This is a genomic window from Arenibacter hampyeongensis (genome assembly GCF_002909255.1).
Classification (GTDB): domain Bacteria; phylum Bacteroidota; class Bacteroidia; order Flavobacteriales; family Flavobacteriaceae; genus Arenibacter; species Arenibacter hampyeongensis.
In genome coordinates this window covers 398,900-418,085 of record NZ_PIOB01000003.1, presented here as the reverse complement: position 1 = coordinate 418,085, position 19,186 = coordinate 398,900, and the positions used below count along the sequence as shown (strand labels likewise).

At 39.5% G+C, this 19,186-nt stretch carries 21 protein-coding genes; 9 read left to right on the top strand and 12 right to left on the bottom strand.

Features of this window, described 5'->3' with window-relative positions; genetic code table 11:
- Positions 1–18: 18 nt before the first annotated feature.
- Complete coding sequence (locus tag CWD91_RS10125; protein ID WP_103440860.1) at positions 19–1,275, bottom strand: tyrosine-type recombinase/integrase; 1,257 nt, start codon at positions 1,273–1,275, stop codon at positions 19–21.
- Positions 1,276–1,615: 340 nt separating this feature from the next.
- Between CWD91_RS10125 and CWD91_RS10120 the strand changes: the two genes are divergently transcribed.
- The 7 genes from CWD91_RS10120 (at position 1,616) to CWD91_RS10090 (ending at position 6,756) form a co-directional block, all read left to right on the top strand.
- On the top strand, positions 1,616–2,257 hold the full coding sequence (locus tag CWD91_RS10120; protein WP_103440859.1) for a hypothetical protein: 642 nt from the start codon (positions 1,616–1,618) through the stop codon (positions 2,255–2,257).
- 137 nt (positions 2,258–2,394) lie between these two features.
- Positions 2,395–2,718 (top strand): helix-turn-helix transcriptional regulator, encoded by a 324-nt coding sequence (locus tag CWD91_RS10115; protein WP_103440858.1) that lies wholly within the window; start codon positions 2,395–2,397, stop codon positions 2,716–2,718.
- Between the two features lie 29 nt (positions 2,719–2,747).
- On the top strand, positions 2,748–3,953 hold the full coding sequence (locus CWD91_RS10110; protein WP_103440857.1) for a primase-helicase family protein: 1,206 nt from the start codon (positions 2,748–2,750) through the stop codon (positions 3,951–3,953).
- Positions 3,954–4,161: 208 nt separating this feature from the next.
- On the top strand, positions 4,162–5,169 hold the full coding sequence (locus CWD91_RS10105; protein WP_103440856.1) for a toprim domain-containing protein: 1,008 nt from the start codon (positions 4,162–4,164) through the stop codon (positions 5,167–5,169).
- Positions 5,114–5,410 carry a mobilization protein MbpA gene (mbpA, locus tag CWD91_RS10100; RefSeq protein ID WP_103440855.1) on the top strand — a complete coding sequence of 99 codons (297 nt, stop codon included), beginning with the start codon at positions 5,114–5,116 and terminating at the stop codon, positions 5,408–5,410. Before CWD91_RS10105 ends, mbpA begins: the two co-directional genes overlap by 56 nt.
- Positions 5,407–6,276 (top strand): relaxase/mobilization nuclease domain-containing protein, encoded by an 870-nt coding sequence (locus CWD91_RS10095; protein ID WP_103440854.1) that lies wholly within the window; start codon positions 5,407–5,409, stop codon positions 6,274–6,276. The genes mbpA and CWD91_RS10095 overlap by 4 nt, the downstream gene beginning before the upstream one ends.
- Before the next feature lie 18 nt (positions 6,277–6,294).
- Positions 6,295–6,756 (top strand): DUF6730 family protein, encoded by a 462-nt coding sequence (locus CWD91_RS10090; RefSeq protein WP_103440853.1) that lies wholly within the window; start codon positions 6,295–6,297, stop codon positions 6,754–6,756.
- Between the two features lie 219 nt (positions 6,757–6,975).
- Here the strand turns inward: CWD91_RS10090 and CWD91_RS10085 are convergent, their stop codons facing one another.
- The 4 genes from CWD91_RS10085 to CWD91_RS22785 form a co-directional block, all read right to left on the bottom strand.
- Positions 6,976–7,320 carry a hypothetical protein gene (locus tag CWD91_RS10085; RefSeq protein ID WP_103440852.1) on the bottom strand — a complete coding sequence of 115 codons (345 nt, stop codon included), beginning with the start codon at positions 7,318–7,320 and terminating at the stop codon, positions 6,976–6,978.
- A gap of 49 nt (positions 7,321–7,369) precedes the next feature.
- Positions 7,370–8,551, bottom strand: a complete 1,182-nt coding sequence (locus CWD91_RS10080) for an integrase core domain-containing protein (RefSeq protein WP_103440851.1) — start codon at positions 8,549–8,551, stop codon at positions 7,370–7,372.
- A gap of 211 nt (positions 8,552–8,762) precedes the next feature.
- The gene (locus CWD91_RS10075) at positions 8,763–9,425 is read right to left on the bottom strand and encodes a hypothetical protein (protein WP_103440850.1); all 663 of its coding nucleotides are present in this window, start codon (positions 9,423–9,425) and stop codon (positions 8,763–8,765) included.
- Between the two features lie 162 nt (positions 9,426–9,587).
- Positions 9,588–9,941 carry a hypothetical protein gene (locus CWD91_RS22785; protein ID WP_103440849.1) on the bottom strand — a complete coding sequence of 118 codons (354 nt, stop codon included), beginning with the start codon at positions 9,939–9,941 and terminating at the stop codon, positions 9,588–9,590.
- Between the two features lie 119 nt (positions 9,942–10,060).
- Between CWD91_RS22785 and CWD91_RS10065 the strand changes: the two genes are divergently transcribed.
- Positions 10,061–10,261, top strand: coding sequence for a hypothetical protein (locus CWD91_RS10065; protein WP_103440848.1), 201 nt, complete (start codon positions 10,061–10,063; stop codon positions 10,259–10,261).
- A gap of 564 nt (positions 10,262–10,825) precedes the next feature.
- On the opposite strand, the gene CWD91_RS10055 is transcribed toward CWD91_RS10065, so the two are convergent.
- The 3 genes from CWD91_RS10055 to xerA all read right to left on the bottom strand — a co-directional run bounded on the left by CWD91_RS10055 (position 10,826) and on the right by xerA (position 12,861).
- Positions 10,826–11,452: a hypothetical protein gene (locus CWD91_RS10055; RefSeq protein WP_157943760.1), complete on the bottom strand. Its 627-nt coding sequence runs from the start codon at positions 11,450–11,452 to the stop codon at positions 10,826–10,828.
- Positions 11,453–11,519: 67 nt separating this feature from the next.
- Entirely contained in the window at positions 11,520–11,657 is a 138-nt protein-coding gene (locus CWD91_RS22675) for a hypothetical protein (protein ID WP_157943759.1), read from the bottom strand.
- Positions 11,658–11,733: 76 nt separating this feature from the next.
- Positions 11,734–12,861, bottom strand: coding sequence for a site-specific tyrosine recombinase/integron integrase (gene xerA, locus CWD91_RS10050; protein WP_239985727.1), 1,128 nt, complete (start codon positions 12,859–12,861; stop codon positions 11,734–11,736).
- A 64-nt stretch (positions 12,862–12,925) separates the two neighbouring features.
- Here xerA and CWD91_RS10045 point away from each other — a divergent pair, with 64 nt between their 5' ends.
- The gene (locus CWD91_RS10045; protein ID WP_103440845.1) at positions 12,926–13,318 is read left to right on the top strand and encodes a hypothetical protein; all 393 of its coding nucleotides are present in this window, start codon (positions 12,926–12,928) and stop codon (positions 13,316–13,318) included.
- Between the two features lie 120 nt (positions 13,319–13,438).
- Here the strand turns inward: CWD91_RS10045 and CWD91_RS10040 are convergent, their stop codons facing one another.
- The 4 genes from CWD91_RS10040 to pelA all read right to left on the bottom strand — a co-directional run bounded on the left by CWD91_RS10040 (position 13,439) and on the right by pelA (position 19,099).
- A complete protein-coding gene (locus tag CWD91_RS10040; protein WP_103440844.1) occupies positions 13,439–14,647 on the bottom strand; it encodes a site-specific integrase in 1,209 nt (402 codons plus the stop codon).
- Between the two features lie 501 nt (positions 14,648–15,148).
- A complete protein-coding gene (locus CWD91_RS10035) occupies positions 15,149–16,444 on the bottom strand; it encodes a nucleoside hydrolase-like domain-containing protein (protein WP_103440843.1) in 1,296 nt (431 codons plus the stop codon).
- Positions 16,445–16,480: 36 nt separating this feature from the next.
- On the bottom strand, positions 16,481–17,908 hold the full coding sequence (locus tag CWD91_RS10030) for a nucleoside hydrolase-like domain-containing protein (protein WP_103440842.1): 1,428 nt from the start codon (positions 17,906–17,908) through the stop codon (positions 16,481–16,483).
- Positions 17,909–17,986: 78 nt separating this feature from the next.
- Positions 17,987–19,099 carry a pectate lyase gene (gene pelA / locus CWD91_RS10025; RefSeq protein WP_103440841.1) on the bottom strand — a complete coding sequence of 371 codons (1,113 nt, stop codon included), beginning with the start codon at positions 19,097–19,099 and terminating at the stop codon, positions 17,987–17,989.
- Positions 19,100–19,186 lie beyond the last annotated feature (87 nt).

The window sequence follows — 19,186 nt, the reverse complement described above, 5'->3', positions numbered from 1 at the left end:
CGAAAATAAAGAAGGAGTCTAAGAAACAACAAGCTCATTGGCCTCATCCAAAACAGAGTTGGTAAAACTTTTCAAATAGATTTCGGTAGTTCTTAAGGAACTATGACCTAAACCTTCACTGATTATTTCTGTAGATATGCCCATAAATTTGGCTATCGTGGCCCAGGAATGGCGGATGTAGTAGGTCGTGAATTCTCCTTCTATCCCCGCATCTTTCGCAATGATCTTAAGACGTTCGTTCATTCTCCTCCTTTGGGATTTGTACTTTTGAAAATGTTTGGTGCTGCCGTCGTAGTTCGTGGGAAACAAATAATCCTCTGGTTGTTTCCCCTTAAGGTAGAACTCCAGGGTGTTCCCCAGACTTTCGGTAATCCTGACGGAGAATGGGTCACCCGTTTTGCTCCTGCCATATTGAAGTCGGCCGTCCTTGATATTCTGCACTTTAAGCTTTACAAGATCTATAAAGTTCATTCCCCTGCAGTAGAACATGATCAGGGCATAGTTCTTTGCATGCCAAAGAGGGCTTTCGTGCTCATATTCCAATTCCTTTATATCCATAATCTTGACTTTTGCCACGGCCTTCTTTTTGGTCCTCGCCATTGATGGCGTCCTATAATGATCGAACGGATTTTTGATCGGAACAAATTGGTCCTCTTTAATGGCACTATTGTATATGGACCTAATCGCCCTGATGTACATCCCTATCGTGTTCTTGGAATTTCCCTTGCTCAGTTGTTGGGCCTCGAAGTCCTTGAGAAATGTCACGGAAATATCGTAGAGAAATATATCCTTTCCATTGTTAAATTTAGTCATGGCATCCAAGCCACTTTGGTACCACTGTGCCGTGCCCGGAATGTTCGCTGCCCGTTTTCTTTTTATCAACACACTTCCCCATTGGGATAATGAAATATTATTTTCCACCTTCTTTTTTATCTCAAAATCCAGTTCGGTATCCCATCTGCCCTTGATATGGCCCAGAAGGAGGTCTACGTCCATCCGGTCGATACTATCGCCGAGCTCGTATACCACTTGTTTGGCCCAATGGAACTTATCGCCAAGTTCAGCGTTTATCTTTTGGCAATCCGAACTATTGTTCACTGCTGCGGATTTGCGCAGAAGATGGTTTTTTGAGTCCCATCCTGCAGGGGAGGTGTAATGGCCAATGCCAAGCAGTCGATTCTTTATATGGAAGACCCTGAGGACTATGGGATATAGGCCGGTAATCCTACTTTTGGATTTCTTCCTTGTGTCGAGTATCAGACTTACCTTGGCCATTGATCCTTGGATATTATAAGTAAAAGGTAAGAAATAAAAACGCTCACTTTACGCTCACTTTTCCTTGATATCAAAAGGCTACAAATGACTACAAAATAAGTCAAAATGATTTAAATTGTTGATATTCAAGTACATAAGATAGGCATATAACATGTTTTGATGTCCTATCTTATAGACTTACAAGCAGGGGGTCACTGGTTCGAACCCAGTAGGGCCCACAGTAACAAAGATAAGCTTTTCAAGAAATTGGAAAGCTTTTTCTTTTTTACGGGTACAACATAGGTACAACAATATTATTTTTTATTTATTAAATTTAGTTCAGGCATACACTTCTTCAGGTTTGAACATAATAGATGAAATAATAGATCGGCTGGACGCTCTGGATAAATTTAAAGAGCGGGTCAAAACCTGGTATTACTTCAGAGATACCCAAGTAGCACTGGCGATCGTTCTGTTTTTGATCCTGATCGGAACGGTCCTTTATTTTATTTTTGATGTAGGCCTTCCCTGGTATTGGTCCCTGATCTTTGTTTGCTCATTATGTATTGGTATATTTTATTTGTTAGTCCGGCTTACCAAAAAGGAAAGGAAAAATATTGGAACGGTGGCTGTAGAACCCATTAAAACCATTGGGCTGGATTTTAACCGGATGGTTCTGGACAATATTTACTATGTCCTTAGGGGCTATGAAAAAATCGATGTTGAAAAGACCGGAATCGATAATTTCCATTCCGTGCTTACCCAGCGATTTGAGGAGACGGACTCGGAAATACATTTCACGGATATGAGCTGGGCGGAGGTACGATACCTATTGGAAAAGTTCAAGGAAAAATGTGGTGTGGAATATTCAACTTTTGAGAGATCCAATAAATTGTTCCTGGAGGGAAAGCCGGTTACTGCCAGGAAACTGTCCAACAATGGTCTAAGAAAGCACCCGGCCAAATACTTCAGCGATAAGATCGATAACTGTTTTCCAAAGTAAACAAGGGTGTGTTTGCAAATTGTAGGGGTGCATGTCCCCTTTTGTTGTGTCTTTGCCTGTCATCCAGCTATATTGGTCTTCGAATTCAAAATTGTAAACGGCCTTTTACTCATCATTAATTTCTAAAACCTGAAATCATGAATGAGCAAACAAATGTAAAGTCCGACCCGGACACGGACAAATCGGTCATTGAACTGTTAAAGGAAATAAAGGGGCTTATGGCCTTCAATAAAAAGGTCCTTAATCTGGAGGACCTGGTGCAATACACAGGGATGTCCGAAAGCACCATCTACAAACTTTCCAGACTGAATTTGATCCCCAAGGGCGATAATAGGGAAATCCGCAAACTCTTCTTTGAGAAGGATAGGATAGATGATTGGTTATTGGGGAAACCTGACGTTTCGGATGAATATCTGGAACAAAAATTCAATGAGCAGCTCTTGAAAAACAGAAGGCGTTAATCCACCCCATCTTTCTTAAACTGCTTATTATGATAGATATACCCTACATCCGGGTGGGCACTGCGTATTATAAAATGGTCAAGGTGCCCACCATCTCCGGCCATTTCAATGAAGTGCTCACCCACTGGAACATTGAGACCATTCGCCAGGACCATGGCAAGGATTACCTGAGCAAGGTGCCCAAGTACGATGGGTTCACCTGTATACCGAACCACATCGACTTCAAACAGGAATACCAAAAATTCTATAATACCTACTCCCCATTGGGCAAAGAACCGAAAGAGGGGGACGTCTCGACCTCCCTCGGATTTATCCGGCATATTTTCGGGAGGCACTATGAGCTGGGATTGGACTATTTTCAATTGCTCTACACCAAACCGGTTCAGATGTTGCCCATACTGTGCCTGGTCTCCAAGGAGCGATCCACAGGGAAGAGTACTTTTTTGAAATGGTTAAAGGCTATTTTCGAGAACAACCTTACCTATCTGACCAATGACAGCTTTGGTAGCCAGTTCAATGCCGATTGGGCCAACAAACTGCTAATCTGTATCGACGAAGTGCTGTTCAATAAGGAAGAGCTTACCGAACGGATCAAATACCTGAGCACCACCAATATCAATAAGTTGGAGGCCAAGGGGAAGGACAAAAGGGAAGTGGAATTCTTTGGCAAGTTTATCCTTTGCAGCAACAATGAGAACAACTTTATTAAGATAGATGGGAACGAGACCAGGTTCTGGGTATTGAAGATACCCCATCTGCAGAAAGAGAATACCCATTTTTTGGAAGCCCTTATTGAAGAAATTCCCGCTTTCCTATATTTTCTGAAGGGTCGTAATCTGACCACACGGCATATCACCCGCATGTGGTTCTCTCCCGGGCAGATCAAAACACCTGCCCTGAGGAACCTGGTGAGGCACAACCGTAACCGGGTGGAAAAGGAATTGGCCTCACTGATACTGGGAGCCATGGAGCATTTTGATATTACGGAATTAAACATATGTCCCTTGGATGCACTTCAGCTATTGAGCCGTACACGAATCAAGACCGATATTACCCATTTAAGAAGAATGCTGAAAAAAGATTGGAAACTGGAGAACAAGGACAATACCCTCAGCTACTACAAATTGGTGATCTGGCAGGATGCCACCATGCATTTGATGGAAGCCAAGGGACGCTATTTTACGGTGGATAAATCCTTTCTGCTGGAAAATTTTGATGAATCGATGACAGACTGATGTGAGGTCAATGCCCGTCGATGTTGGTGCGCTCATCATTATATCATCATTTGTTCATCAAAATAAAAAGTGATGACGACCAGGAAAACCTAAAACCATAATAGTGATGAATCGATGAATGTTTTGATGACCGGAAAAGCACCGTGAATAGGGGCTTTGGGACGGATTGTCATCAAAACATCAAAAAAATGGTTAAAAAGTATTGCTAATGAAAAGAAAAAGATTCCATAAACTATCGTGCGAAAGAGCCCGAGCCTTTCCCATCGAGAAAGCGCTGGCAAAACTCGGGCACTTTCCGACCAGATCAACGGAAAAAGAAGCTTGGTTCCTGAGTCCTTTCAGGCCAGAGGCCCAAGCCTCTTTCAAGGTATCCAAGGAACTCAATAGATGGTACGACCATGGTGCGGGCAAAGGGGGCAATGTGATCGATCTGATATGCCTATTGACCGATGGGACCGTCAAAGAAGCACTGAGCCTCATCCAACAGGGCCAAATCTTTTTTTCTTTTCAACAGCAACCATCTTTTAAAAAGAAGGCCCGGTCCCGGGTTATGATCCACTATGCCGCCACTATTTGTCATCCCGGGTTGGTCAACTATTTATATAAAAGGAAAATATCCATTGCCACAGCAATGTTGTATTGCAAGGAGGTTCATTACCTATTTAAAGGGAGGAAATACTTTGCCATTGGATTGAAAAACGATTCGGGCGGTTGGGAACTTCGGAACCGTTATATGAAGAATTCGAGTTCACCCAAAGATGTCGCACATATCAATAATGGTAGTGCCAAACTTATAGTTACCGAGGGCATGTTCGACCTATTGTCTATTGCGGAGATCAATAAAAAGCTAGAGGGCGGGCATGATTTTTTAGTATTGAACTCGATCGCATTTGTTGAACGGGCGAAGAAGATCTTGGATGGGTATGACCATATTGAACTGTATTTGGACAATGACAGGAACGGTAAAAAGATAGCCCAAACCTTAATCGGCCATTCCAAGAACATTGTGGATAGATCTGGTTTGTACGCAGGATTTAAGGATATGAACGAATGGCTCATTTCGGGATCAAAGGATTTAGGAGGGCAGCAAATTCAAGATGTGTTTTTGTTGCCACAAAAACGATCTTGCTTTGCTCCCGATGGTCGCAAAGAAACAAAAAATGAAAAGGACCTACATCAAATTCCGATGTTCCCTCTTCGAGAAGAAACTGCTTAGGATCAAGGCCAAAAAGAGCGGGCTCAGCCTCAGCGAATATTGCCGTCGTGCCGCCTTGGGGGACAGGATCGTCGAACGCTTGACGGAGGAACAGATAGATATCTATAAGATGTTGATCCAGTATGCTACAAACTTTAGACTGATCGGGAACATGTTCCGAAAACGGAATCCCAAACTGGCCGAAGAGGTCACAAAGCTGGCCGAAGAAATACGGGACCACCTTAAAAATTTCAAAAAATGATAGGTAAGGGAAAATCGATATCGCACACCAGGGCCTCCATGGCCTATGGCTGGAACCAGGAGAAGGATGCGGAGGTGGTATACTCCAAACATCTGGCCGGGGAAACTCCCGAACAGATTACGCAGGAATTCAAGATCATCCAAGGTCAGAATGCCAAGTGCACCAACAATACCCTGAGCTTTGTCCTCAGCCCTACCATCGAGGACGGAAAGAAACTTAGCGCCAAGGCCCTCAAAGAGATTACGGAAAAGTTCCTCAAGGAAATGAAATTGAAGGAATATCAAGCCATCGGCTTTGTACATAGGGACCGACAACACACCCATGTCCATGTGTACGTGAACCGCATCGATTTTAACGGCAGGGCCTATAACGACAGTTTTATCGGAAAGAGGAGCCAGCAGGCCGCGGAAAATGTAGCCAAGGAAATGGGGCTTACCACGGCAAGGGAGGTGCAACAGGAAAAATTGGACCGGATCAAACTTATACGATTTGAGATCAAACAGTTACATGAAAAGGTCATGGCCGAACACCGCCCCCAGGACCTGGACCAGTATGTCAGATTAATGGGGGAAAAGGATATAAAGGTTGTGCCCAGCATCAACAAGTCGAACCGATTACAGGGGTTTAGGTTTGAATTTAAGGGGCACAGCCTAAAGGGGAGTGAGGTGCACCGTTCCATGTCCGGCAGCAGATTGTTGATGGGGATAGGGGAACATGCCGGAAAGGGCCTCGTCAAAAACAAGGACAATACAATTAGCCTCATGGGAAAGGCCGTACAGCTCAGTGGCAATATTGCTATGAAGTTGGCAAAACAGGCCATCAAACAGGCGATCCAAAAAAGTGCTGGATTCGAGATAGGATATTAATAATAAAAGGAAAACAATATGGCAAAGTTGGACGAGATTACGGAACTATTGACCGACGAACTGGAAGGATTGAAACAGATGTTGGTGAAATTGGAACAGCTGAGCGAGGAATTGACCAGTTCGGAAACGGTACAGGACATTTCGCTAATAAGAAGTGAACTGGAGGAACTCAAGAGAACGCAGGAACATCATTTCCAAGGGCAGGATACTAGAACCATCCAAATTGAGGAACAATTGAAAAAGTCGCAAATTATCCCTGAATGGTTATTATTCATGGTCTGTCTGGTACTTATCCTATCCCTGTCAGTTTCCATTTATTTGGGCTATCAAGTGGCACAGTTCGGGGAAGAAAAGGAGAAAGCCTTTAATGAGGGTAAGACCACTATTTCAACCGAATTGAAGAATTACTTTGGAGAATATACAGAGGCTTATACGACCTTCTTGAAGTGGTCCGAAAAAGAAATAAATCTAAACCCATAGTAGGTTGCGCCCTATGCTGTTTTTGCTTGACGCTTATCTGCCTGAACACTACAAAAACAGCACAGGATCCGTGCGCAAAAGTTTTTGTAAGATTTGGGTTTGAAAAAGTTGGAAATAATTAGTTCGAATTTTATACTGTCCTATTTTTAGGGAAGGCTACACATCTGACCAATATTAGGTTATTACTTCTTTAAAGAAATTCGAAAAAAGAATATTCAACTATTTGCGCAATATGTAGTCAACGAGCTTACTGAACATTTCTTTTTTCACTTCTATATCGCTAGTGCCGAATTGGTCGGGCTTTCTATTAGCTGTTATATCGCCAATAAAAATATCATTTTCGCTTTTTACAATTTTAGCAATAAAAATACAATGCCCTAACCAGCTACGATGGAAGTAAATTGATTCATTTTGACTGTAGATGAACCATTTTTCATCCATGCTAGTAGGTTTGAACCCCATTACAAGCTTGGAATATTCTTCAGACAACAACTTCCGCCCAGAATAAAAACTCTCGGTCTCTTTGGGCATTGGTTCAATTTTCCAATCACTAGATTTTGTCATGAGCCATGTTCGTTAAGGCACATAGTTTACACAAGTTAAAGATTAGCCTTTACACTAAATTAGTCTCTAACCTTGTTGCTTGTTCTTTATTTCTTAAATACTTTTCATCAAAGAAACCTAAAAATGTGTTTCTATAAAATACCCTCCAAATTCCGTTGCCCATTTCCTGGATCCCCACATATTTTCCCATTAATGCTGCGGTCACGTATACCCAATAATAGGATTTCCACCTTATAGATCCATTTTGTGTCACCTTAAGAACTTTATAGTTGGCATCGTAATCAAAGTTAGGTATTTTTTCAGGGAACGGCCTAGTGGAAAAATCATGCATATCAGCAGGTGTTTTCATGTCCAGTGCTTCATGTGGTCTTATGTGGTTGTATTCCTTTACAAAGTGGTTGAGACGTCTTTGCTGCGCTTTCAGGTCATAGGCTGAAGGTTTGGCACAAGCTGCCTTCAGATCGCGGTGCATGCGTTCATGTCGTCCGTTCTGTTCGGGATGGGCCGGGTCCGAAAAAACAGGTGTAATCCCCAGTTCTATGAACCAATAGGAGAGTTGCGTAAATCTTTGAATGGTACGCACTGAACCAAAGGGGCTGCCATTGTCCGTATGTATTTGTTCTGGAATGCCAAATGTTCTAAAGACCTTTGTAAACTCGGCCTTGGCAGATCTTAGGTTTTCATGGTAATGTCCTTTTGCAGTGAACAGAAATCGGCTTTTGGAGTCCGCAATGGTGAGTGGGTGACAGTAGATCTTATTGCCCATTAAAAACTTTCCCTTGTAGTCGGCACTCCAGACCTCATTGCATGATTTTGGATCAAAAATAGGGTATACCGGTTCGACTCTCCGCATCCGTTTTTGCGGACATACAAAACCGTTTTTCTTTAGGATGTTATGGACGGTGACCACTGAAGGGACTTCTTGTTGCGTAAAATCTTTAAACATCAACTCCCTGATTTTTTTTGCTCCCCAATGCTTGTGTTTCTTCTTTAAATTTAGAATGCCATCAACGATATATTCACTGGTGGCATTGGGATGTTTTCCAGGAGCTCTGGACTGTTCCCTTAAGGCCTCAAAACCTTGCTTTTCGAACCTGGCTATCAATTTATAGGCCGTTGGCCTGGAGATCTCGAAGCCTTTGCACAATTCTGTGATGGTGTATTTCCCTGTACGCCATTCACAGATAAATTCAATTTTCTGTTCCATAGTTGTTGTTTCTTTCCAAGGCATGATAATTTGATTTTGATCTCAAATTATAACCTAAAAAAGTGTAAACTATGTGACTTTAACTTTGTAAAGGATGTCCCTTTAACGTACCAGCTTGTGCCTAACGGTTAGGCTAAGGTTCGTTGCTGTGATTCGTCCGAAGGACAATCCAGCCGAACCTAAAGATAGCTTTTTGCGCGTGATTTCCGTTTAGGAAATCCGCAAGCAATGAATTTTAGCCATTGTTACCTGTAGTTTTTTTTCGCATTAATATTTTTAAGTCCGTGTACAGATAAATCCCAACAAGTCCTAAACTAACTATTGTAAGTATAAATTGACCTTTCGGAATAACGAAAAGTATATTCACAATGATTAAAAAAATACTGAGCGGATACATGATTAGTCTAGTTAGAATTTTAGTCCAACTCCATTCTTTTTCAATTTTTTTATCCGTTTCAATATCCAATATTTCATAAATCTGTTCCAGTTGGATTTGCTTTTCCATTCGGTAGACTTTGAAACCTATTAAAAGGAAAATTCCAAGGAAGATTACCCAGCCAAAAAATTGAATCCAGTGATTGGATATGTCAAAATCTTCAAAAACCCAATGAAGCCAGGGAATTGAGAATAAAACGCAGAAAAGAACATAAATAATTCGCCCAACAGGGTTAATTCTGTCGGATATATTTATTAAGTGTCCTTCCTTATTTAGGTCAAACTTAAAAATCGGGTAGAACATCTTATTCCAACCGTTTTGTCGCCATACCCTGATTTCACGATTCCTTATTTCTCCAGATGGGCGACAATCCCACTTAAAGACTTTCAAAAGGTGAGTTGTAAAGCTGTCAGTTTGCTTTTCTTCAATTAACTTAACTATGTCGGATTTAGTTATTTCCAATTAACAATTTCAAAATTACAGGTAACGTGTTTGTATATGGAAAGTTGCGGGTTTGCGTGCGAGGAATTTCCGAAGGAAATTCAGACTTAGCAAACTTGCAACGACCTTTGTTATAGCACAACACCAGCAATTTTTTATATACGGTGTTGTAGCCAGTTTTTATTATTTTTCTATTCCGAAATTTGCCCAATTCAGCGTATTGAAATTTTCATTCCGATAGTTGGTTAATTCCGATTTATTAAATATCAGTTCTACCTCGTTTTCTATTCGGTCAAAATTTAGAATCCAAGGCGAACAAATTCTGTCAGTCAATTCAATCGATTCTGAAATCGAATTATTTTGGTTAGCCATTTTTCCAATAATTTCAATTCGGTATGAGTTTTTCAGTTTCTCATATTTTGAGATTTCAAATCCGTTTTCACAATTCAGAGTTTCGCATATCAAATCCGCAAACTTTTTCCCTTTTTCAAGAGAATTTTGGTTTTCAGTAATTAAAGTTAGTCGAAAGTTCTTCATTTTCTCAAATTGGCTACAACGAATTGGTATAAGAATAGTGCGCCAAGTTAAAAAAGACACTGTTCGTAACGGACATCGTAGCGCATTATTTTTATACGGTGTTGTAAAACGTTTTTATTATGTCGGGGGAAAGCAAATTATCAAGCGTTATAGACGAAATAAACGATTCATGGTCAAGCCTTAAATCAAGTATTGATAAGCATCCAAAAGAAACGTTTAAATTTATGTTTATAGAAGAAAAGGGATGGTGCATTGAAATCAATTTCGATCTTTTAGGACTTCCGAAGGAGACAACAATGAGTTCTCTTTACAAAGACTAGAGATATCTATTTTTATTAATTATTAATCTTTAAAACGTTTTTTTATGTCGGGAAACACACAATCATTGGAATCCACAGATTTATCAACACAACACCCAAAACATAGTCAGGTACGTTCTTTAATGGTAGGTGAGTCTATTGAAACTGTCGAAAAAATTTTACTTGGAGTTATCTCCGATTGTCGAGCTTCCTCAAAAGTTCTTTAATAGTTTCGTGTGATGTTATCATTTCCGCAATTCTCAATCTGATTGTGTCAGGCAGTTGATTTAGCTGGTTAATTTGATGTAGGTTCATTTGTGATTGTTGGTCGGTCTGTCTAAAATTTATATATTGAAGATATTCAGATATAGTGTCTTTAGAATAATCTAGACCTGTGTCTTTTTTGAAGTCTGCTTTAAATGCGTCATAGTTGTTTTGAATCCTGATGCTCATAGTGCTTAATTTTAATTATTATTTACCATGTTTGGTCGTTTAAGAGATTCCCATAAAGAAACATTGTTGTATTTAATAATGTATTTCATTTTCGTTTCTATATACGACTGGTTTTTTTATATATTAAAAAAATTATCTTCCGCTTTTAACAGGTTCAGAGAATGGTTTTGGTGTACTTTCTTTTACATTGGTATCTCTACTTCTGATATTGTATTCTTTGTCATCTGTTATATTATTCTTTTCTACTGGATTTGTTACGCTATCTTTATTAATTATGTCTATTTTGTATATGGCATTGTCCCTCCCAAGATATTCTAATACTCCAATACTCGCTTGGGATAATGATATTACTGATGCTAATGTCAAAAGTATTATTGTTAACTTTTGATAAAAGTGGTCTTTTTCTTTTTTCCGATGTTCAATTAAATAATCAACCCCTTTAGGTAATAACTTAACTTTTAAGACACATTCTTTGGCAGGTGTCTTATATCTTTGTCCTTGTAATTTAGAAAACAGCTTGTTCTCTATTATCCGTATAAATTCAAGTTGCTCGAGCTCCTTAAATAATTCATCATTTCTATGTCGGTCAGTTATTGACCCACCACTACCTTCTTCAATCATTGATCCTTTAGGGGCCATTAGTTTTATTTTTATTAAAAAAGGAATAATATCGTAAGCGCTTAAACCTGCTTTATCTTCTATTTCGGACAGTATTTTAATTAAATCACTACTCTTTGGTTTGTAGTATCTTTTTTCCAACTCGGAATTCAACCGTTTAGCGTTTCGGTCATGATTTCGATTATACTTAAAGTCGCTAAACCAACTTTTAATATTCATTGCGCTCTTTAGGATTTAACGAATCAATTTCGGGTTTCGCCAATTTCTTCTTCGCCATAAAATTCTTAAACGCCTGCAACTTTAATCTTTCGATTCTACTCATTCTGGGTCCATCTGTATTTTCCATCCTCTATTTGGGCTAAAATGTTTTACAACAATTGTATATAGTCACTAGTGTGTATATTCCTATTTTGTCTACACCACTAATCTAGTGGATTTTTTATATTTTTAAAAGTATTTGTGGCTACATGGGTATATATTTCCGTCGTCTTGCTGGATCCATGTCCCAACAGCACTTGTATTTGTCTGAGATCTACCCCAGACTCCAATAGATGGGTGGCGAAACTATGTCGTAAAACATGTGGGGTCACGGATTGTTTTATTTTAGCTTTTAATGCTGCCTCTTTAACAATTTTAAGTACACTTTGAGCACTGTACCTACCGCCTCTCTGGCCTTCGAACAAATATTCGCGAGGCTTCCATTCCCTAAAATATAAACGCAGATCTTCCAGAACAGTCTGTGATAAAAGGGTATGTCGGTCTTTATTGCCTTTCGAACCCTGTACTCTGATCAACATACGTTTACTGTCTACATCTTCCAGTTTTAGGTTTAACAATTCGCTGCGACGGAGACCTGAACTGTACAATAATTCAATGATACACTTATGTTTTATATTATTGGCACTGCCAATTATGGACAGCACTTCTTCCTTAGAAATAATGGTAGGCAGTTTATATTCTTTTCTTGGACGCTCTATCTCATAAAAACGATTGGGCATACCTAAAACAACCTCATAGTAAAATTTAATAGCGTTTATACATTGATTGAGATAGGAATTGGAAACATTCCTATGGACAAGTTTTTGAAGGAATGCCCTTATATCACTTTCGTTTATTGCATTTAGTTCTTTGTCCTTGTAATGATTTATGAACATTTCGAAAAAGGAAACGTAGGTCCGAACAGTACTATTGGCGTACCTTTTAAGTTCCAGTTTCAATAGATATTCTTCAGGACATAGTCTGTATTGCGGTATAGGGTTTCTTTTCCTGAACCACTCGACATCTACGGCATCATTATGGGTGTTTATAGGTTTATTCGACAAAAACCTATTATAATTGATCCATACGATTCCTTTAAAAGTATTGAAAATTATACCGAGATTGTTCTTGGTATTGGGGATATAGGCCATATTATGTTCCTTGCTCCATTTTGGATCAGGAAGGCCCCTGACCAGTCCTTGTATGAGCTTGTCCGGCAAAAATTTAATGCCGATCATTTTTTCATTCCTGATCATCAAATGGTAAAGCGTTATGGATTTAACCGGATTCATATAACAAGTTTAGTGAAGAATTCGATTTTAAACGGTATATTATACCTATAATATACGTTTACAAATGAATAATGATAGAACGTGTCCCGTATGTGGTATAGTGGTAAAAGGAAGATCTGACAAGATATTTTGTTCTCCAAAATGCAGATCTATAGACCAATATGAACAACGTCAGGAAACCGAAACTTTTTATATTAGGGTGGATAGGCAATTGAAAATAAACAGAAAACTACTCAAGAAATATAATAGGTCGGGGATTACTACCATAAGAAAATCTGAATTGATCCTGGAGGGATTTGACCCCCAATTTTTCACCCATTATTGGAAGAACCAAAAGGGCGATGTCTACCTCTTTGTTTACGAGTATGGTTTTTTGAATAAAAGGCATAATGGAAAGGATAAATATATTCTGGTAATCTGGCAGGATTATATGGACTCTTCCCAAAAATCAATATAATTGGGACATTGAACATAATAATGCTTATATAAAAACTGAAATTGTCAGGAGAACGTGGTACCATATTGATTTTTCGCTTTAATTACCTCAAATTTTAAAGGAAGGGTCAACCATAAGTGCTTATAGCAGAAGTTCGACAGCTTTATCCAAGACATTGCTTCCTAGCTCCTTTAAGTACACTTGGGTCGTGGTCAAATCTTTATGCCCCAAAGATTCGCCGATAACATCCGTCGCAACACCTTTTTGTTTTAAACAATTGGCAAAACTATGTCGGGCCACATAACTGGACAACGATTTTTTTATGCCGCATATACCAGCTATTTCCTTTAGGTCCCGGTTATATTTGGCCAAGGTCTTCTTTTTGCGATGATTGATTTGGGCAGGAGTGAGACCGTCCTGTAATAGGATGGGAAACACATATTTAGTGGGCAACGAATGTTGCTCGTAATAGTTTAAAATTTCACGTACCGGTGGAAGTATGGTTATAACAAACCTACCCTTGGTTTTGTTTCGAATGTAAGAAATCGTTTTTGCATCGACATCTTGCCATTTAAGTACCATCATATCGGTATAATTCATCCCCCTTGTATAAAAGCTGAATATAAAATAATTTCTGGCATCTGCTAGGTGGGGAAATTTGGATATATTGAAGTTGATGATTTTGGTTACCTGATCAAAGTCCAACGCCTTTTTAATACCCTGACCTTTTAGCTTTGATATCTTATAGGTCTTGAAAGGATGGTCAATGTCCTTTATGATGTTACGTTCAATAGCCTTATTGTACAATGCTCTTAATGTGCGTTGCTTAATGCTGATTCCTCCATCCGTTCCGCCCCTGGATCTTAGCCATGCCTCATATTTATTCAAAAAGGTATTGGTAATGTCTTGAAACTTTATTTTTCTATGTCCGCAAAAGTTTTTGACCGATTTCATGGTCTCTTCATACATGGTGGCATTTCCCATTCTTCCTGCGAGTTTCAATTCAGCAACTATTTCTTCCCAAAAAGAAAAAACTGCATCGTTTACAGGATTACTCTCCACCCGGAAGCGCTGACCAAAATCATCCAGGTTAAAAAAATCCCTTTCAAATTCTAGATCAGCATAGATTTTTAGTGCACGTGCTTTTATCTTCAACAAAAGCCTGTTGTTTTGAATGTAGTTGGTATTGTTTTTATTAAAACAACCTGCATGGGCATCCCATTCCCTTTCAGAGCTTTTAAAAATGGTGTTGAAATATTTTGTTTTTCTATCTTTAATTAAGCGGAGACAGACGGGATATGTGCCATCGGAAAGGCCTTTTTTTCTCAAAACAATCTTGATACTGGACATAGCATTTAGTTTAATGGGTACAACATAGGTACAACAAATAGGATTTTAGAACCATATTTAATAACGACCGATATAAAATTACAAATTATAACTAACTGATAATCAAGCTAAATGAAAGTTAAAAGCACTAAATGAAATGCAATTTTAATCGTCTTACAAGCAGGGGGTCACTGGTTCGAACCCAGTAGGGCCCACAGTAACAAAGACAAGGCTTCCAAGAAATTGGAGGCCTTTTTTGGTTTATAAAGGAGAACATTTATAGTGCGTTAGGGACCGCGGCGGCATCCCCGCAGCAACGCCAGGGTTATAGCCAAGGGCCCGACCGACCTAGGAGGGAACGCCCAAATAATGAAATAACTCAATATTTTTAGGATTTCCCGAAAGATAGATTATAAAATTCCGGACTTTTCAATGAATACTTAAAACTACCATAGTAGTGTAGCTTTTATATATGATCAGTTGAGTCTGGGCATTTTTTGAATTCATAAGTGATACCTTTCATTACTCTTTTAACCAGTTCCAGCGTTTGGCCCAATCCATTAAAACATGGCTGCGCCATTTTAGCACTGTCTTGGCACCTTGCCATTCATTATCGAACAATTGTGGGTCAGAGGAATCGGTATACCAATTTGCGCCTAGCTTATAATCCTTGGCCAAAGGTTTTCCCGGCCACAGGTTATTTACGACCAATTGACCTTTTTGCTCCGGGAATCCAGGAATATTTGAGGCAATCCCGTAAGTTAAAGTTTCCGACTTTTTAGGAGCGTATCTGATTGCAAATTTACCCTCACCAAGATAAAATCCTGGCCATTTTTGTTCTCCAACTCCTGCATGTACCGTCATTGTAAAACAAGTAGAATCTGAAGGAATACTTATTTTTGGACCATCTAACTGATATTCAACAATGGAATATACCGAAACGGTATCGGCAAGGGTAGTATTTCGCTCATATACAAACCCTGGACTATGACTGAATTTTTCAAAGCTACCTCCCCAGTTCTCAGCCTGCGGATTGTTAGGGTCTCCGTTCATTACATAGAGAAGTGAGGGTGTATCTCCCATTTTAATATCCCCTTTATAATAATTCTTAAACTCTTCGCCCAAATATCCGCCCCCGCTTATGTAGTTTTCGTAATATTTATCGCCCTTTAAACTATCTTGAACATTGCTGTCACTAAAAAAACCTCTGTATGAAGCATTGGCCTCGATGAACCAAAGCTTAGGGAAATTTTCTGCAATATATGCATAGCTATTTGTGCTCCATTTTTTATTGGGACCCCCGATCCAATACACTTTAATCACATTCTGAATTTCAGGAGCGTCATGTAAAGCCTGGGCCAGATCATCAAGACCTCCCCATACGAGAACCCAAAGAGGCCTATTGCTATCTTTTTTAGCACATGTCACGATCCAATCCGAGCCTTCGGAAGAAGAGTCGTAGCCCTTATAGGGAGCAGCACCTTTTCTTCCTTGCTTGGTGACAGCCCGTAACGAATCTGCCAATGGAAATTCCGCACTATGCTTTTTTAACTTGGGCAGATCCTTTTCATACAAAGCGATCATATCAAGGATATTTTGTTTAGTTCCAAAACCATAAGAGGGAGAAGATACCAATCCTTCGGTTTCAAATAGGTCGCTATACATTAAAAAATGAATCATGGATTGATTGTCATCCGGATCTGTGCCACCTATATCGGTACTGATAAGAATTCTAGGTTTAATTACAGTTTGCTTACTGTTTTTAGTGGCACAACTTTGTAGAATTAAGAAGGTAAGTATAAAAATTAGTTTATTCATGGTCGTTTTATTTTATTCCCAATTCGTGGGTACCGACTAATTTGGAAGTACCGTAACAATTACACGCTTGTATCTTGACAATGGAGGGGAGCCCTTGTCCGTTAGCTTTAAAATGAAATGAATTGTTTCTTTCTTTTCTACTTTCGGGGCCCTAAGATTTACAATATGAACATTCTCTGCACCTAAATCTATTTTTGCTTTAAATGAACCTTCTTCTGGATAATGGAACCACAAATAACTTAGATTATCACCATCAGGGTCGGTAGAATTAAATGCATCCAGGCTAAAGGCTTCGCCCGATTTTACTGTTAGTCGATCGGAATGGGTCAATTCGGGAACTGGTGGGTGGTTGGCTTCCTCATAGGTTTGGGTACACCAATCCATACGGGCGGCAAAATCATTTTGAAAATCTTCCCTCCAGCGCCATAACGTTACTTTATTATCTTTGAATGTAATGGTATCCCTTTTAACGGAACGGCCATATTCCTTAAGAACGTAGGGGGTGTAATTGTCATCCGCATTGGTCCAAATTGCCCTGGTCTCAGGAGCAATTTTTACAATGGAGCTCCCTTTTTTGGTTTTTGAGAAATCGGGCTTGTATAATTCATAGCGTCCACCCCAGGCACCCCATTCCGGATGCTCAGGTTCGTTAAGTCCATTGGGTATTAACGATAAAAATGCCGGAGTGTCTCCCTCTACGCCCCATGCAACATCTGGGTATTCAGCGCCTAGTGGCCCATGATTTTGTTGAATGTTTTGGGCTATCCAGGGATTACTGATCAAACTGTTGTCTATTCCTTTTATATAGCTGTTGATTCCCGTCCAGGTGGCAGTGCCGTAATAATCTCCCGGACTAACGATATAAAAAAGCTCAGGAAAATTGTTCCTTATCCAAATACCACTATCATCCTGGTCAGAGATGGTATAGACTCGGAGTTTTGAGATAAGTCTTTGGGCCTCCTTCTTGCTTTTTGTTTTCCGAATTTGGTCAAGGGATTGGGCCAAAGTATTGACACCACCCCAAACTGATATCCACAACGGGCGATCATCTTTTTCTTCCAATGTTTTGATTATCCACTCGGAACCCTCTGAATTTTTTCCATCGCCTACGCCTTTCATGCCATATTCCGGAAGGCCGTTTTTAATAAGTGATACCAATGCTTCCGGTTTGGGAAAACCAGCTTCATGTTTTAAAAGGTTGGGATGCACTTTGCCATAGGCCTGAATAACCCTTTCTATAGATTCTGGGGCTATTCTGTGCTGTAACCAACAAGAGGTCGTTGCGACAATTCCCTTTATGTCAATTTGGTTGGAATACAACAGCAATCGCACCAAAGACTGTGTATCATCGGGGTCGGCTTCAATATCGGTTAAAACAATTACTCTATTTTTTAGATTTATTTGGGCAAAAGTTGTGGTATTGCAAACTAAACAAAAGGAAATAAACAAATAAAATGTTTTCATATCAATGATATTAAGGGTGTTCCAAATATAGATTAATTGTTATTTTGAAATTTAGCAAAAGTCAAGCATGTTCCTTAATTAATTCCTTGGTAGTTTGATGTTTGCCAACCATTCCGGATATTTTTTTAACACCTTTTCTGGGGCATTTGTGTACCAACTATAACCGTTCCTTCGATTGTCACTTATGTCTGCCAGTGAGTTTCTTTTGACACCATCCCGACTACAAAAATATATGGTGCTGGTTTCTAAATCATAAAAGCGTCCCCATAAGGTGGGTGCATTTTTATCTTCAACAACAATTCTATTCTTTCCCCCGTCTTTTTTGATTTCTGTTTCTATTTTTATACCCTCAATTCGGTTATTTTCAAACCATTGTATCGCCCCGTTTACAGAAGTGACAATTTCTTTGGAAGGATTATCTATGTCCATCAATAATAGTACGATACCCACAGATTCGGAACCACTAAACGAAGGAAGCTCGTAACTACGGGCTTTTGCTGGTGCAAGTGTCACCGAGTCATGCTGGGCACACCAGACCGCTAGTTTGCCCTTATATATTATTTGTGTATCTAGAAAACATTGAATGCCCTTCTCATACGCTTTTTTAGCTTTTTCCCTTGTGCCGGCGCTTAATTGAAGTGAGGCATATTCTTTGTTGTCCTTAGCAATCGCTTTTAGAAATTTCATGATATTGACCATAGCATCGTCGTTATACGTGATATGGCCAGAATAGGCCACACTGCCTTTACGTACAGGAAAAAACTGTGGCCATCCGCCATTTTCGTATTGAGCAGCAAAGATGTAATTGAGTCCCTTTTCGAAAGCCTGTTTATACCGATTGTCCTTAATTTGTGAATGTACTTTGGCAAGAAAGGTCAGTTCGGTAATAGTCGCACCATTATCGAAAGTTGCTCCAATTTCAGTCTTGTTGTTGTTAAAATAGGATTTCTCTGATTCTGAAAAGGGATGATGGTAGTCTTTGTTTTTCTTCCATCCTCCGATTTCCTTCTGACTTAGTATTACATTTTCCGCAACCAAACGCGCTTCGTTAGACCCATACCACTCCAAGGACATGCCGGTGGCAACATCCCCCCATCTCATTTTGAGATAGTCAGAGGCTTTATTTTGAGCAAAACCTACAGTTGTGGTTAGGGTCAAAATTGCTAATGTAATTAGTTTAACAGGTTTCATGATTTTATTTTTTGATAATGATTTTCATTTTTGTCTTTAGCCATTGGGCTGATATCCTCGAGTGTCTCTTTTCATGTATTCGGCAAT

What these genes read in the sequence shown, in the direction of transcription:
- CWD91_RS10035 (WP_103440843.1), bottom strand. Translation starts at nt 16,444, where the DNA reads ATGAATAAACTAATTTTTATACTTACCTTCTTAATTCTACAAAGTTGT.
- CWD91_RS10105 (WP_103440856.1), top strand. Translation starts at nt 4,162, where the DNA reads ATGAAAAGAAAAAGATTCCATAAACTATCGTGCGAAAGAGCCCGAGCC.
- CWD91_RS10045 (WP_103440845.1), top strand. Translation starts at nt 12,926, where the DNA reads ATGAATAATGATAGAACGTGTCCCGTATGTGGTATAGTGGTAAAAGGA.
- CWD91_RS10030 (WP_103440842.1), bottom strand. Translation starts at nt 17,908, where the DNA reads ATGAAAACATTTTATTTGTTTATTTCCTTTTGTTTAGTTTGCAATACC.
- CWD91_RS10110 (WP_103440857.1), top strand. Translation starts at nt 2,748, where the DNA reads ATGATAGATATACCCTACATCCGGGTGGGCACTGCGTATTATAAAATG.
- xerA (WP_239985727.1), bottom strand. Translation starts at nt 12,861, where the DNA reads ATGAATCCGGTTAAATCCATAACGCTTTACCATTTGATGATCAGGAAT.
- CWD91_RS22675 (WP_157943759.1), bottom strand. Translation starts at nt 11,657, where the DNA reads ATGGAAAATACAGATGGACCCAGAATGAGTAGAATCGAAAGATTAAAG.
- CWD91_RS10085 (WP_103440852.1), bottom strand. Translation starts at nt 7,320, where the DNA reads ATGACAAAATCTAGTGATTGGAAAATTGAACCAATGCCCAAAGAGACC.
- CWD91_RS22785 (WP_103440849.1), bottom strand. Translation starts at nt 9,941, where the DNA reads ATGAAGAACTTTCGACTAACTTTAATTACTGAAAACCAAAATTCTCTT.
- CWD91_RS10040 (WP_103440844.1), bottom strand. Translation starts at nt 14,647, where the DNA reads ATGTCCAGTATCAAGATTGTTTTGAGAAAAAAAGGCCTTTCCGATGGC.
- CWD91_RS10115 (WP_103440858.1), top strand. Translation starts at nt 2,395, where the DNA reads ATGAATGAGCAAACAAATGTAAAGTCCGACCCGGACACGGACAAATCG.
- mbpA (WP_103440855.1), top strand. Translation starts at nt 5,114, where the DNA reads ATGAAAAGGACCTACATCAAATTCCGATGTTCCCTCTTCGAGAAGAAA.
- CWD91_RS10125 (WP_103440860.1), bottom strand. Translation starts at nt 1,275, where the DNA reads ATGGCCAAGGTAAGTCTGATACTCGACACAAGGAAGAAATCCAAAAGT.
- CWD91_RS10090 (WP_103440853.1), top strand. Translation starts at nt 6,295, where the DNA reads ATGGCAAAGTTGGACGAGATTACGGAACTATTGACCGACGAACTGGAA.
- CWD91_RS10065 (WP_103440848.1), top strand. Translation starts at nt 10,061, where the DNA reads ATGTCGGGGGAAAGCAAATTATCAAGCGTTATAGACGAAATAAACGAT.
- CWD91_RS10080 (WP_103440851.1), bottom strand. Translation starts at nt 8,551, where the DNA reads ATGCCTTGGAAAGAAACAACAACTATGGAACAGAAAATTGAATTTATC.
- CWD91_RS10095 (WP_103440854.1), top strand. Translation starts at nt 5,407, where the DNA reads ATGATAGGTAAGGGAAAATCGATATCGCACACCAGGGCCTCCATGGCC.
- pelA (WP_103440841.1), bottom strand. Translation starts at nt 19,099, where the DNA reads ATGAAACCTGTTAAACTAATTACATTAGCAATTTTGACCCTAACCACA.